Below are 14,091 nucleotides of genomic sequence, written 5' to 3'. Positions count from 1 at the left end.
GATGACTTAGCACAAGGGGCTATGCATCTGCCCTGCAGGCCGTCCTATGCTTGGGGTATGACTTCACTTGCTGATCGTGCACCCCGCGGAACACTAACCCCTGGAACTGTAAGCCCCATGCTGAGTGTTCCTCAGCCCATTGAGCGTCCTGAATACATGTTCCATGATGGCCCCGAGCACGTGACCGCCTCTGAGGTCAAAGATGCGGAGACACTTGACCGTATTGCCCGCGCCAGTAAATTGGCTGCTCAGGCATTGAAGTTAACCGGTGAGGCTGTTGCGCCCGGTGTCACTACAGATGAGTTGGATAAACTCGCTCATGAGTTCTTGTGCGACCATGGCGCTTATCCTTCATGCCTTGGCTATATGGGATTCCCCAAGTCCATTTGCACCTCCATCAATGAGGTCATTTGCCACGGCATTCCTGACTCCACCGTCCTCAATGATGGTGACATCATCAATATCGATATCACCGCCTACATCGGTGGCGTTCATGGAGATACCAATGCCACCTATACGGTAGGTGACGTTGATGAAGAATCCCGCCTACTCATTGAGCGCACCCATGAGGCTATGATGCGCGGCATCAAAGCTGCCAAGCCTGGCCGTGAAGTCAACGTGATTGGTCGAGTCATTGAGCGCTATGCCAAGCGTTTTGACTACGGTGTAATCCGCGATTACACCGGCCACGGCGTAGGCGAAGCATTCCACTCTGGTCTAATCATCCCTCATTACGATTCTGCCCCGGATCACAATGACATTATCGAAGAGGGCATGGTGTTTACTGTTGAACCTATGCTGACGCTCGGTGGAATTGATTGGCAGCAGTGGGATGATGGCTGGACTGTTGTCACTGCTGATCGCTCGCGTACCGCTCAGTTTGAGCACACTATCGCGATTACCGCAGATGGTCCGGAGATCCTTACTCTCCCCTGAGCGATTATTTGTATCCGTTGCGCAGCAGAATTAATTGACTTTTTATGTCTGTTGCACAACAAACTTCACTGGTTCTGATCGGTGATCCTCACGAATAATCGTGTACCTCGTCTCACGTTTTGCATCTTTTCACTCGCTAAAACGATGGGGAACTCTCCCCTTACTCGAGGGCGATTTTTGGCTAATTCTCGCGATATACTGCCGGATGAAGCAAAAAAACCGTGTACATTTACCCTGTACGGTTCTATCCGACTTTATTCGACCCCATTCTCGTCCCCGTCCTGGAGGTCTCCATGGCTCTGCGTTTCAACCCACCGCCGAACTGGCCGGCACCCCCTGAGGGCTTCGTACCTCCCGCTGGCTGGCAGCCCGATCCCGCTTGGGGGCCCGCGCCTGAAGGATGGGAACTGTGGGTCGAGGATTCGGTCCCCACTTCTGCTGGTTCCGCTCAGGATCCCGCTTGGGCACCCACCCAGGCCATTTCTTCCGCTGGCAGCGTTGCTAACCCGACAGGTGCATCCGCCTCCGCCCCCAGCGCTGAGCCTGCACCGATTAATCCTGTTCCTCAGTCGGCTCCTATGGCTTCCTCTGCTGCAGGTACTGCTCCCACCGCCGTGATGGGCGCACCCATGGCTGCCTCAGCACCTGGCGCTGTTCCCATGGCCGGCTCCGCCCCCGGTGGCGCACCCATGGCTGCCTCTGCACCCGGTGCTGTTCCCATGGCTGGTTCCGCTCCTGGCGCCGCACCAATGGCTGCTTCTGCACCTGGCGCTGCTCCCTACAACTACCCTCAGGCTCCCACTCCCTTCCAGGGACAGGCTCCCGGCTCATACCCCCCTGCAGCAGCATCTGCTCCTCAGAGTGGCGCTTGGCAGCCTGTGGATGTCAATGGCCCCAACGGTCCTCAGGGTGGCAACACCCCCATCACCAAGAAGCCTTGGTTCTGGGTCGCAATTGCCGCTGTTGTCGTTCTCTGCCTCGTTGGCGTTGGCGCTCTGATCTTCAGCGGCGGCAACGATAAGGAAGCCAAGCCGGCTCCTGCAGCCACCAAAGCCGCCAACTCTGACAAGAAGGATGAGTCCAAGAAGGACGATTCCAAGAAAGATGAGTCTAAGAAGGATGAGTCCACCAAGGGCGATTCCGGCAGCAAACCTACTCCTGCAGACTCTGGCAAGAAGGATGATTCCTCCAAGAGCGACGGTAGCGATGTTGGTCGCTCCATGAACAACCCTGGTGATCCTGAGACTCAATTCCTCACCATGTACGCCAGCAAGTACTCCTCTGATCCCGATGCTCACGTCGAGATCTCTTTCGGGAAAGTTAACTGGGATGCAGATGCTGATGTTCAAGCTGCTGAAGACTTCTTTTACGAAGCGCCTCCTGCAGATTCGGTCTACATTCGTCTTCCCGTCACGGTAACCTACCATGGCAAAGGCCAGATGAATTCTTTCGATATCTCTATCGATTACGTTAAGGACGGAAGCACTTTCTCAGCCAAAACATCTATTGCTGATGATGATTTCCGCATGATGGATATGCCTCGTGATGGTGGCACTGTCACCGGATACTTCACTTTCCTAATCCCCAAAGCGGACGTGAACAGCGGTATCTTCGCGGTGAACTATGACTTCTCTGGCGATGAGATGTACATGCAGGCCAAGTGAGCCTGACTCGTACTGAACAAGAGTTGTGGGCCCCGAGCGAATGCTCGGGGCCCACAACGTTTTTGTGCGAGGACGAGATGATCTATACGCCGGGTTCTGTTACCACCCACAGTTTCCCGTGTGGTGGCGGCGACCATCCATCTTGGGCCAACGTTGCCGTTGGTCTCACGCGACCTACCCGTGCGCTCAAGCGAGCAGCCTTCAAATGCGCACTATGCGGTCTTGCTCCGGACGGGGTTTACCTAGCCGCACCAGTCACCTGGCACGCTGGTGGGCTCTTACCCCACCTTTTCACCCTCACCAAGCGAACTTGGCAGTTTGTTTTCTGTGGCACTGTCCCGCGGGTCACCCCGGGTGGCTGTTAGCCACCGCCCTGCTCTACGGAGCCCGGACGTTCCTCGATCAACGCAAGCGTTGTACCGCGGCCGCCCGACCATCTCGTCTTGCGGCTCAAGTATGCCACAGCGTCACGCCCTCGCCTCATTGCAGATCAGCACAACTCCCCTAGGTGGCCGGCAGGCTCTTCTATACGATGGTCCTTATGTTGATTGCCCTGCCTCCCTCAGAAGGTAAAACCACGCCCGATCAGGGCCCTCGTCTTGATCTCTCGAGTTTATTTGGCGCTGACGTGCTCTCCGAGCCACGCTCAGCACTGATGGAGGAACTCTCTGCGGTCAGTTCTTCTGATGAGTGCGCCGATATCCTGGGGCTGGGTCCGTCCTCAATTGACGACGCCGCCCACAACACTCGACTCTCAACGTCGCCATGCGCACCTGCTCTGGAAATTTTTACGGGCGTCTTATTCGATGCCTTAGATCAACGCCATCAGTCAGATCGTTGGCATGAACTTGCCAGTCAGCATCTGCTGATTTTCTCGGGCCTGTGGGGAGTACTGCGCTCCAACGACGTGATTCCCAATCACCGGCTATCCATGACCGTCTCACTGCCGGCTCTTGGAACCGTGGCAGGGCTCTGGTCGCAACACTTACCGAAAGTTCTCGATTCCTATGTCGAATCGACTGGCACACAGTGCATTCTCGATTGCCGATCAGCGCCATACCGTAAGCCATGGCCAGGAACCTCAACAGAGGCCGATCTCATCACCGTGGGAGCGAAGAAGCTCAATCCTGCAACGGGCAAACTTCAAACGGTTTCTCATTGGGCCAAGCACTATCGCGGTTTGCTCACCGCTGAGGTCCTTCGCGCCAGAGAATCTGGCACATTGGATGCCTGTGCCAGCACCGAGAGTGTCCTTGAGGTGGCCGCCGGCATGAAGGGTGTCCAGGACATTGAATTCATTGCTCCCAAGCAGAGTACTCGTGGACAAAAGGCTGGATCTGCCACGCTCATTCTTGATGCTGAATCCTTGTAACAGGACGATGTGTGGGGGCCACCGTTCCAGTGGCCCCCACACATCGTCCTGAATTAACGTTTGTCAGTCAGCGTCAGTCATACGGACAATGATGACTTCCGCTTCTTGAGAGTGAATCACTTCATCCTGGTCAGCTGCCATAATGCTGGCCAGTTCCTGGGGGCTAACGGGGATAAGATCATCTTCAATACGGCGTCCGTAAAGAGCAACCACACCAAGACCACCAGTTTCTTCGCGAACAGCGTCATAATCAGCCACGAGAGCGGTATCAAGACGAGCCACAATCATGTCTCGCTCTCCACGTAACTGTGTGGCTTCCATGTCCAGACGCTGGAATGCCGCATCGCGCTTGGCGGTCAGTTCTCGACCTTCTTCGCGAATCTTCTGCTCTTGAGCAGCGGCTTCATCGAACTCTTGCTGAGCCTTCTCCACTGCCTCCATGGCTTCTAACTGGGCTTCTTCCAGTACGCCCTGGCGACGACCCAACTGATCAATTTCGCCCTGAAGCGCGGAAAGGTCCTTAGGGCTCATGCCACCGGCATTAAGACGATCACGAAGCACGCCAGCACGATTCACAACCTTCGCCACGTCGTCATCAGCACGAGTTGCAACGCGACGAGCATCATCAACAGCAGCACGAGCGAGCGTCATACGACGCTTATTTTCTCCCAAGGAATTAATGAGATCTTCGATTTTACTTAGCACCGGCAAGGTGCGACGTTCATGGGCCACACGTGCTAACGCAGAATCGACTCGCTGCAACTCAAGAAGTTTGCGCTGCTGCTCAATGGGGGCTTTCACCATGAAGATGTCCTTTTGTTGTGCCGTGCTCTATGCAAATGTTGATGTGCTTCCCGTAGGGCCAGCACTGTCACTGTTCACATCGTATCGTGCAAACGCTCCCTCTCTCTTTCTTCATCCCGGTAGGGATAAGTCACTGCCTCAGACAATGGACCAGTGGGGATACGCAATGTCCAGGGATCAGTCACAAGGTGAGAAACACGAACGGTAAGGCTGTAACCATTGTCCTGTGCCCACGTAGTGAGGAAGTCAGCGACAGGAGGCAGACCAACCCATTCAGTGGCCCAATGTGTTCCACAGATGAGGAAAGGCTTTCCGCCTTCAGCATGCTCACCAGCAGGATGATGACGCAGATCAGCGGTAAGGAAGGCGTCCACGCCTTTAGCACGCGCAGCGCCAAGCAGTGAGTCACCCGCACCACCACTGACTGCCATCGTACGCACTTCGGCATCTGGGTCACCGCTTATGAGAAGACCTGGAACTGAATCAGGAAGCACCTGGGCGATACGCCACCCAACTTCACGGAGTGTTCCTGGTTCACGAAGTTTGCCGACACGCCCAATCCCAAGGTTTTCATACTCATCATTGGCTTCAAGAGGCTCATCGCTCTCCAGCCCGACCACGTCAGCCAAAGCTTGAGCCACTCCATGGTGAGCACTATCTAAATTGGTGTGCGCATTGTAAAGCGCTACACCGGAACGAATCAGCGTATGGATCACTTTGCCCTTGGGGTCATCACACGAAACGCTGTTTGTTCCACGAAGGAACAGCGGATGATGAGTGAGCAACATGTCAGCCCCCCACTCCACGGCTTCACCGGCCACATCATTGACCGGATCAACTGCCAGCATAATCTTGCGAACGGTCGCGCTTCGCTCTCCGCAAATTAACCCATTAGAATCCCACGATTCAGCTAATTGTGGCGGAGCAAAGGATTCCATCGCCTCGATAATGTCACCAACAGTTGGGTGACAAAAAGATTGATTCTCTTGAGGTTCAGAATTGTCTTCAAGCGGGGCTACAGTACTCACCCCTCAATCATTTCATAGCACTAGGCAATGGAGCCGAAATCATCCGTCGGATGTAAACACATATCGAATAATAAGTTCATCGCTCGCCAGCGCATTTTGCGCCTGCCAAAGCACACAATCCTTCACGTAAAACCGAGGAGCGATGTTAACAAATTGTTAACACAAACGGCTTTTGCATGAAAAATGCCCCCTCACTTGAGGGGGCTTTTCGTTGATATTTCAACCATATCTGGTGGTGGGCCCGACCGGGTTCGAACCGATGACCCCCTGGGTGTAAACCAGGTGCTCTGACCAGCTGAGCTACGGGCCCAATGACCGCATTCACTAACGCCTTCGCATTAGTATGTGTGCGGGTCTCTTGCCAACCGACGAGCGGTGACTACGCCGGGAGTCTACCTGGTAAAACACCCAAGTGACTAATCGGCGTCAAAACAGAGAAAAATCAGGCGCGACGACCAGACTGAATACGAATACCACTCCATGCGTCACCCATAGCGGCAGCAGAAGTGGCATGCATACCGGAAATCTGAGCAGCTTCTTCGACCATGAAAGGGTCAATAGCCCCCTCAGTACGAGCCTTGGGACTCAGCACCCAGATAAATCCGGCACCATCAAGGTTCGCCTGAGCATCGACAAGCACGTCAATGAGATCATCCACGTCACCATCATCGTCACGCCACCAGATCAAGGCACCGTCAACAACGTCGTCGTAATCCTCATCGACTAGATCACAACCCGTGACCTGTGAAATCGCAGTTCGCAAGGTCTCATCAACATCATCATCAAAGCCAAATTCCTGAACAACCTGGCCCGAGGTGAACCCAAAGGTTCCCCCGTTTTTGCTCGCCACGACGATCTCACCTTTCCTTATTGGGCTAATGCCCACGAGACAAACACTTCACTGAGAACTATCCCTCTTCAGTGAACGGCTGGTCAGGACGGATCGCGACCAGTTCACCGTTAGTGTGCCGTAGTCCATGTGATACGCGCAATGCTCCACACACAGAACACATCAAGAGCTCAAGTTTTGCCACATTCAGGTGCCACAGTTCACAAGGACGATAGGACCTACAGCCCCCATGAGACTGCAATCGTCTCCAAAAAGGTCGTACATTTGGACTGTATGTGGGCACAACCCACCGGCCCCTCCCCCGAGGAGATCAGGCCATACGAACGTTAGTGGAAGAAATGAGGAACCCGTGAGCCCAACTAGCGACACCACGCCGCTCATTGACGGCCTCCTGGCTAAGGTCACCGATAACGACCCTGAGGAGACAAACGAATGGCGAGAGTCTCTTGATGCTCTCATCGCTGAGAAGGGTGCTCCTCGAGCCCGTTACATCCTTCTGTCCATGCTGGCTCAGGCCCGCTTAAAGAATGTGACTGTCCCTTCCCAGCTCACCACCCCCTACGTCAACACCATTGCCGTTGAGGATGAGCCCTACTTCCCCGGTGACGAAACCACCGAGCGTGCTTACCGCCGCTGGAACCGCTGGAACGCTGCTGTTCTGGTGACCCGCGCACAGCGGCCCGGGATTGGCGTTGGCGGACACATTTCCTCTTACGCATCCGTTGCCACCCTTTACGAAGTGGGTCTCAACCACTTCTTCCGCGGTAAGGATCACCCCGGTGGTGGTGACCATGTCTTCTTCCAGGGACATGCATCCCCCGGCAACTACGCACGAGCCTTCCTTGAAGGCCGTCTGACCGAAGACGATCTTGATGGTTTCCGCCAGGAATACTCCCATCCCGCCACTGGCAAGGGCCGTGGACTACCGTCCTACCCCCACCCCCGCCGTATGGCTGACTTCTGGGAGTTCCCCACTGTCTCCATGGGTCTCGGCCCCGCCGAAGCTATCTACCAGGCTTGGTTCGACAAGTACCTTCAGGGCGCTGGCATCAAGGACACCAGCCAACAGCACACGTGGGCATTCCTCGGCGATGGCGAAATGGATGAGCCCGAATCTCGCGGCATGCTCCAGCTCGCTGGCCAGCAGGGCCTAGACAACCTGACCTTCGTCATTAACTGCAATCTCCAGCGCCTCGACGGCCCGGTTCGTGGTAATGGCAAGATCATCCAGGAACTGGAAGCCTTCTTTAAAGGTGCCGGTTGGAACGTTATCAAGGTCATCTGGGGCCGTGGCTGGGATCAACTCCTCGCCGCTGACCAGGACAACGCTCTGGTCCACCTGATGAATGAAACCCTTGACGGTGACTACCAGACCTTTAAAGCCAACGATGGCGCTTACGTCCGTGAGCACTTCTTTGGCCGTGATCCTCGCACCGCTGCTCTGGTCAAGGACTGGACCGACGATGAGATTTGGGCACTGCAGCGCGGCGGTAACGACTACCGCAAGGTCTACGCCGCCTACAAGGCAGCCATGGAACACACCGGTCAGCCCACTGTCATCTTGGCCCACACTATTAAGGGCTACGCTCTGGGCAGCCACTTCGCTGGTCGTAACTCCACGCACCAGATGAAGAAACTTAAGCTTGATGACCTCAAGCAGTTGCGTGATCGTCTGCACATCCCCTTCACCGATGAGCAACTCGAAGCAGATCCCACCAAGCCTCCCTACTACAAGCCCGATGACAACGATCCGGCGTTGCAGTACATGCTTGAGCGTCGCCGCCAGCTCGGTGGCTTCGTACCTGAGCGTCGTGATCCCGGCAAGGAACTCGAGATGCCTGCCGACAAGATTTTTGACGTTCTCAAGGGAGGATCTGGCAAGCAGGAAGTGGCCACTACTATGGCCTTCGTTCGCCTGCTCAAAGAACTCATCAAGGACAAGAAGATCGGTAAACGTATCGTCCCGATCATCCCCGATGAGGCACGTACCTTCGGTCTGGATTCCATCTTCCCCTCGGCTAAGATCTTCAACACCCTCGGCCAGAACTACGTGGCAGTGGACCACGACATGATGCTTTCCTACAAGGAAAGTGAACATGGTCAGATCATGCACACCGGCATTAACGAAGCTGGCTCTGCTGCCCTGTTCCAGGTGGCAGGAACCAGTTACGCCACCCATGCCGAACCGATGATCCCGGTCTACATCTACTACTCGATGTTCGGATTCCAGCGCACCGCTGATCAGTTCTGGGCCGCTGGTGACCAACTCACCCGTGGTTTCCTCATCGGTGCAACCGCTGGCCGTACCACCCTGACAGGTGAGGGTACCCAGCACATGGATGGTCATTCACCGCTCATCGCTGGCACCAACGACGCCGTGGTTCAGTACGATCCCGCCTACGCTTACGAAATTCGTCATATTGTGCGTGATGCTCTCGAGCGTTGGTATGGCCCTGACTCCGGTCGCAACCGTGACGTCATGTACTACCTGACCGTCTACAACGAGCCTATGGTTCAGCCCGCGGAACCTGACAACGTTGACGTTGAGGGCATCTTGAAGGGTATTTACTGCGTTGCTGGTCCTGCTGAGGTCGATGGCCCCAAGGTCCAACTCCTCGCTTCCGGTGTGGGCGTGCCGTGGGCGCTTGAAGCACGCGACATCCTCGCCAAGGAATGGGGTGTCAGCGCAAGCGTCTGGAGCGTCACCAGTTGGAACGAACTACGTCGTGAGGCTCTCGAGGTTGAGAAGTACAACTTCCTTAACCCCAACGCTGAGCAGAAGATCCCTTACCTCACCCGAAAGCTTTCTGGTGCACAAGGCCCCTTCATCGCCACCAGCGATTACGACCATCTTGTTCAGGACCAGATCCGCGCATGGATTCCCGGGGACTATTACGTACTCGGTGCTGACGGCTTCGGCTTCTCTGATACCCGTGCAGCATCTCGCCGTCATTACCTCATCGACGCTCAAAGCGTCGTGGTCAAGGCCCTCGGTGGTCTGGTGAAAGACGGCGCTATGGACCATAGCGTTCTGGCTGATGCCATTGCTCGCTACGATCTGGAGAACGTCAACGCTGGTAAGTCTGGCGCGCAGGGCGGAGATGCCTAAACTGCTCGCTAGAGCATAGGTGTACTACGGTGTGGGGCCGGTCCGCTAATGCGGACCGGCCCCACACCGTTACCATGTGTTCTCAGAATTGACTTCTCCCCATTCAACCATTCATTGCAACGCTATATCACCGCTGTCAGTTACTCAGGGGGCTCCGTCATCTCTCACATAAGTGAGGACTATGCGTTGAGATTTGATTCCCTGCTTGTACTTGACAGAGTAGTGTCCTGTGCATCTGTGGTGCTGGGAACTGGTGTTGCTGGGTCTGAACCGTGATAACCACGAGCCCCTCGGTAATGTGGGCGGAGAAGGTTCTCAGGGCTCAACAAATCATCGACTGTTTCTGCATCGAGCAGGCCCATCTCGATCACCACATCACGAACGTTACGCCCACTGCGCGCACATTCTCGGCCTACCAAGTCACCGTTATGGTGGCCAATCACAGGGTTGAGGTAGGTAACAATACCGATAGATTCCAGAACGTTACGGCGACATACCTCCGGATTGGCTTCAATGCCTTCAATACAGAAGCGACGCAATGTGGAGATGGCGTTAATGAGTAACTGTATGGATTCAAAACATGCCTGACCGATGACAGGCTCCATAACGTTGAGTTGCAACTGGCCCGCTTCAGCGGCCATCGTCACAGTGACGTCATTGCCCATCACCTTGAAGCAGACCTGGTTAACAACCTCAGGAATCACAGGGTTGACCTTAGCCGGCATAATGGAGGAACCTGCTTGACGCTCAGGTAGACGAATCTCACCAAGACCCGCACGAGGGCCAGAAGAGAGTAGCCGCAAGTCGTTACAGATCTTGGATAATTTCACTGCCAGACGCTTAATGGCCGTATGCATGGACACATACGCACCGGTATCACTGGTGGCTTCAAGTAAGTCAGTGGCACCACTGACATCAAGTCCCGTGATTTCCTTCAGGAAGGATACTGCAGTGGCCTGGTAGCCAGGAGGAGTGTTGAGGCCAGTACCGATAGCAGTGGCCCCGAGGTTGACTTCAAGCAGTAACTGGGAGTTATTACGTAACCGAGGAATCTCTTCTTCCAACAGATGAGCAAAGGCCTTAAATTCTTGGCCTAGGCTCATGGGTACAGCATCTTGCAATTGGGTTCGCCCCATTTTGAGGACGTCAGCGAATTCTTCACCCTTATCAGCAAAAGCAGTAATTAGACGTTCAAGTTCACCTTCAAGTTCACCGACCGTGGTGTACAGACCGATACGGAAGCCGGTGGGATAGGAGTCATTGGTGGATTGAGACTTATTGACGTGATCATTGGGGTTGATAACGTCATAACGCCCCTTGGCATATCCCAAATGTTCTAGAGCAAGATTGGCGACAACCTCATTGGTATTCATGTTGAGGCTGGTTCCTGCTCCCCCTTGGAACACATCCGTAGGGAATTGGTCCATACAGCGTCCGGTAATGAGTATCTGATCACAGGCCCAGACGATGGCACCGCCGATCGTGCCATCAAGAGTTCCAAGTTTCATGTTGGCCAGTGCACTGGCTTTCTTCACTTGGACCATGCCACGGACGAATGCGGGAGTATCGCCAATGGTGGAGTGAGAGATTTGAAAGTTCTCCATGGCACGCAGGGTGTGGATCCCCCAATATGCGTCGAGTGGGACTTCTCGCTTCCCCAGGAGGTCTTCTTCAATCCGGGTGGCGTTCATGCTTCTCCTTGGTCGCCTTGTAGGCATCAACGTGACAGTCACAACGCTAACGCGAAGCGGCAATCATTGCATGAGACAACGCCGTACTGAACAAACTTCATCAAAGACTGCAACGTATCGTGAATTCATCACACAATTGAGAGATTAAATGCGCCATTATCTTGATTTTCTTTGTTGAAATCATCAAAATCAAACTCCAAGCGGGAGTACCATCGTTGCCATGGAAGACCTCAGCGCGCCCGCCATCGATTCCCTTCGCGCCAGCAAAGATATGCTTACCGACCATGCACTGGACAAAATCAGTGCCAATCTCCCCTGGTATCGAGCACTCCCCACCGCTCAACGAGCCCAGATCGAACATGTGGCACGTCATGGCGTGACAATGTACGTCGATTGGGTGGCCAGCGATGGTGAAGATTCCCGTCCGGGTCACATTTTCTCCTCCGCCCCTGCCACGCTAACCGGCACTATCACCTTGGGACAGACCCTCGCCTTAGTACGAACCGTCATCGATGTAGTGCAGGAAGAAGCCCCAAAACTCGTCCCCTCACGCGACCATGACGCGGTCCGTGTCTGCGCCCTGCTCTTTGGACGCGACGTCGGTTTCGCAGCTGCGGAACTATACGCTCGCGCTGCAGAGGCCCGTGGAGCATGGGATGCTCGTCTTGAGTCCATGGCACTTGATGCCATGCTTCACGACGATGCCTCTGACGTTGTCACACGCGCTGGCGCTGCTGGATGGACTGGCACAGGCTCCGTGATCGCCGTGGTCGCTCACGCGCGTCTTGATGCTCTTGCTGCCTCCCGTATTCGTCACGAGTGCCGCACCCTGGTCAATGATTGCGTAGTATCCGTCCGCGGTGACTCCGTCATGTTGGTGCTGGGTTTGGAAAATTCCACGCAAGATACTGACGTCCTCACCCATGCGGCTCACCGCGTTGCTCAGCGTCTTAACGGCCCCACAGTTATTGGCCCCGTGGAACCTTCCGTCTCCAGCGCAGGCATTTCCTTAAAGTCCGCATTAGCAGGCCTCCGCGCACGCTCTGCATGGCTTGAGGCTCCCAATCCTGTTCGCGCTGATGATCTTCTCCCTGAACGTCTACTCAACGGCGATGTGTTAGCGCGTGAGCAGATTTTGACTCTCGTTGCTCAGCCTCTCCATGATCTGGGAGATCCCTTCGAAGACACGGTGTGGACCTACTTGTCCCATGGTGCCAGCCTGGAGGCCACCGCACGTGCCCTCTTCGTCCATGCCAACACAGTTCGTTACCGCCTAGGCCGAGTAAGTGATGTGGTGGGGTGGGATGCCACAGACCCCCGCGATGCGTTAGTGCTTCACTTAGCCATCATGGTGAGTCGCCTAGCAGCAGTGAAGGACGCTCGCTAATGGCACGCGCAATTCTCTGCCCCGGTCAGGGAACTCAAAAACCCGGGATGCTTAAACCCTGGCTAACAGACGAAACTACCGAATTCCTTATTCGAACCAGTGAAGCAATCGGCCTTGACCTGATCGACCTAGGAGTCAACGCCCCCGCGGATACTCTTCGCGATACTGCCATCACTCAGCCCATCGTGGCAGCAACATCTATTGCCTCGGCCATGGTCACAGGGCTTATGCCATCAATCGGTGAGGAAATTGAGACAATTGTGGCCGGTCATTCCTTAGGGTCCCTGACCGCACTAGCTCTATGTGGCGCCCTCGAGCCGACCGATGTTGTGGTTCTAGCCCGCCATCGCGGCCTTGCGATGGCTCAATGTGCGAAAGAGGCACCTGGCTCCATGACGGTACTCATTGGCCCAGCTAACGTCAGTGAGGAATTACTTAAGGAGTATGGGATTTCCGCAGGAAATATCAACTCATCAAAGCAGATCGTTGCCTCTGGTAGCGTCGATGCCATCGCCACGTTAGTTGAGAACCTTCCCAATGGGGTACGCGCCCTCCCCCTACCTGTTGCAGGAGCCTTCCACTCCCCCGCCATGATGGGGGGGCAAGACGCCGTCCGTGCCGCCTGCAACGCTCTTACCTCCCATATTTCTCCCGTCACTCGCACACTCATCAGCGACCTGACCGGCCAGGCATGCCAGCCCGCTGAAGCCCTGGCGGCCTTACCCGATTCACTGATTCAGCCCGTGCGATGGCGAGAGGTGATGAACGAACTGGCTGCACGCGGCGTCAAGAAGGCTTACGAACTGGCTCCCGCCGGAGCGCTAGCGGGGCTCATGAAAACTGACCACCGCGAAGTTCTCTGCGAAAAGGTCAGCCCACAGCGTTGAGAGGTGAGTCAGCGGAACTTTGCACCGTATGATCGCCTCAGAGAATTATTGAACCCTACGGCCACCACGGCCAGTCCGAAAGGATCCCCATGGCAACTGTTGAAGAAATTCGCGAACTCGTCGTCGGCATTATTAGCGAAGAATCTGGTGTGGATGCTGACCAGATCACCGATGAGACCAAGCTTGCTGAGGACCTGGACATTGATTCCCTCGGCCTGCTGACCATCGCCACCCAGGTGGAGCAGGAACTGGACATCACCATTGAGGACAGTGCTGCTACGTCATTCACCACCGTGTCTGACGTGCTGGCAGCCGCTACCGCTGGCCACTGATCCGTCACTCCTCATTTGCTCACTCGTCACC

11 protein-coding genes, 1 tRNA gene and 1 other RNA gene are annotated in these 14,091 nt (G+C 55.3%); 7 read left to right on the top strand and 6 right to left on the bottom strand.

The genetic code is table 11. The features are described 5' to 3' along the window. The first annotated feature begins 57 nt into the window (after positions 1-57). Both map and A9753_RS03600 read left to right on the top strand, forming a co-directional pair. Positions 58-936, top strand: coding sequence for a type I methionyl aminopeptidase (gene map / locus A9753_RS03605; protein ID WP_067780527.1), 879 nt, complete (start codon positions 58-60; stop codon positions 934-936). 293 nt (positions 937-1,229) lie between these two features. Further along, positions 1,230-2,600 (top strand): hypothetical protein, encoded by a 1,371-nt coding sequence (locus A9753_RS03600; protein ID WP_067780522.1) that lies wholly within the window; start codon positions 1,230-1,232, stop codon positions 2,598-2,600. Between the two features lie 69 nt (positions 2,601-2,669). On the opposite strand, the gene rnpB is transcribed toward A9753_RS03600, so the two are convergent. Continuing rightward, an RNA gene (rnpB, locus tag A9753_RS03595) (RNase P RNA component class A) lies at positions 2,670-3,041 on the bottom strand. 100 nt (positions 3,042-3,141) lie between these two features. Between rnpB and A9753_RS03590 the strand changes: the two genes are divergently transcribed. Continuing rightward, a complete protein-coding gene (locus tag A9753_RS03590; RefSeq protein WP_067781067.1) occupies positions 3,142-3,972 on the top strand; it encodes a YaaA family protein in 831 nt (276 codons plus the stop codon). Between the two features lie 63 nt (positions 3,973-4,035). On the opposite strand, the gene A9753_RS03585 is transcribed toward A9753_RS03590, so the two are convergent. From A9753_RS03585 to A9753_RS03570, 4 genes are all read right to left on the bottom strand, one after another. After that, positions 4,036-4,776 carry a zinc ribbon domain-containing protein gene (locus A9753_RS03585; RefSeq protein WP_067780521.1) on the bottom strand — a complete coding sequence of 247 codons (741 nt, stop codon included), beginning with the start codon at positions 4,774-4,776 and terminating at the stop codon, positions 4,036-4,038. Positions 4,777-4,850: 74 nt separating this feature from the next. Further along, on the bottom strand, positions 4,851-5,804 hold the full coding sequence (locus tag A9753_RS03580; protein ID WP_067780519.1) for a Nif3-like dinuclear metal center hexameric protein: 954 nt from the start codon (positions 5,802-5,804) through the stop codon (positions 4,851-4,853). Positions 5,805-6,037: 233 nt separating this feature from the next. Continuing rightward, a tRNA-Val gene (locus tag A9753_RS03575) sits at positions 6,038-6,114 on the bottom strand. Between the two features lie 132 nt (positions 6,115-6,246). Then, positions 6,247-6,654 (bottom strand): DUF3052 family protein, encoded by a 408-nt coding sequence (locus A9753_RS03570; protein ID WP_067780517.1) that lies wholly within the window; start codon positions 6,652-6,654, stop codon positions 6,247-6,249. Between the two features lie 349 nt (positions 6,655-7,003). Between A9753_RS03570 and aceE the strand changes: the two genes are divergently transcribed. Continuing rightward, positions 7,004-9,763 (top strand): pyruvate dehydrogenase (acetyl-transferring), homodimeric type, encoded by a 2,760-nt coding sequence (aceE, locus tag A9753_RS03565; RefSeq protein ID WP_067780516.1) that lies wholly within the window; start codon positions 7,004-7,006, stop codon positions 9,761-9,763. Between the two features lie 179 nt (positions 9,764-9,942). On the opposite strand, the gene aspA is transcribed toward aceE, so the two are convergent. Further along, positions 9,943-11,454, bottom strand: coding sequence for an aspartate ammonia-lyase (aspA, locus tag A9753_RS03560; RefSeq protein ID WP_067780514.1), 1,512 nt, complete (start codon positions 11,452-11,454; stop codon positions 9,943-9,945). Positions 11,455-11,674: 220 nt separating this feature from the next. Here aspA and A9753_RS03555 point away from each other — a divergent pair, with 220 nt between their 5' ends. The 3 genes from A9753_RS03555 (at position 11,675) to A9753_RS03545 (ending at position 14,060) form a co-directional block, all read left to right on the top strand. Further along, on the top strand, positions 11,675-12,841 hold the full coding sequence (locus A9753_RS03555; RefSeq protein WP_067780512.1) for a PucR family transcriptional regulator: 1,167 nt from the start codon (positions 11,675-11,677) through the stop codon (positions 12,839-12,841). Beyond that, positions 12,841-13,728, top strand: coding sequence for an ACP S-malonyltransferase (locus A9753_RS03550; protein WP_067780509.1), 888 nt, complete (start codon positions 12,841-12,843; stop codon positions 13,726-13,728). Before A9753_RS03555 ends, A9753_RS03550 begins: the two co-directional genes overlap by 1 nt. 89 nt (positions 13,729-13,817) lie before the next feature. Next, positions 13,818-14,060: an acyl carrier protein gene (locus tag A9753_RS03545; protein WP_067780506.1), complete on the top strand. Its 243-nt coding sequence runs from the start codon at positions 13,818-13,820 to the stop codon at positions 14,058-14,060. Positions 14,061-14,091: the final 31 nt, after the last annotated feature.

The sequence above is a fragment of the Actinomyces vulturis genome, from assembly GCF_001687305.1.
Lineage (GTDB): Bacteria > Actinomycetota > Actinomycetes > Actinomycetales > Actinomycetaceae > Actinomyces > Actinomyces vulturis.
The sequence above is the reverse complement of the archived record's forward strand: the minus strand, read 5'-3'. Positions and strand labels throughout refer to the sequence as shown.

Bases quoted from the DNA above. Each gene is read 5' to 3' on its own strand.
- A9753_RS03600 (WP_067780522.1), top strand. From the start codon at position 1,230: ATGGCTCTGCGTTTCAACCCACCGCCGAACTGGCCGGCACCCCCTGAG.
- A9753_RS03585 (WP_067780521.1), bottom strand. From the start codon at position 4,776: ATGGTGAAAGCCCCCATTGAGCAGCAGCGCAAACTTCTTGAGTTGCAG.
- map (WP_067780527.1), top strand. From the start codon at position 58: ATGACTTCACTTGCTGATCGTGCACCCCGCGGAACACTAACCCCTGGA.
- A9753_RS03590 (WP_067781067.1), top strand. From the start codon at position 3,142: ATGTTGATTGCCCTGCCTCCCTCAGAAGGTAAAACCACGCCCGATCAG.
- A9753_RS03555 (WP_067780512.1), top strand. From the start codon at position 11,675: ATGGAAGACCTCAGCGCGCCCGCCATCGATTCCCTTCGCGCCAGCAAA.
- aspA (WP_067780514.1), bottom strand. From the start codon at position 11,454: ATGAACGCCACCCGGATTGAAGAAGACCTCCTGGGGAAGCGAGAAGTC.
- A9753_RS03550 (WP_067780509.1), top strand. From the start codon at position 12,841: ATGGCACGCGCAATTCTCTGCCCCGGTCAGGGAACTCAAAAACCCGGG.
- A9753_RS03545 (WP_067780506.1), top strand. From the start codon at position 13,818: ATGGCAACTGTTGAAGAAATTCGCGAACTCGTCGTCGGCATTATTAGC.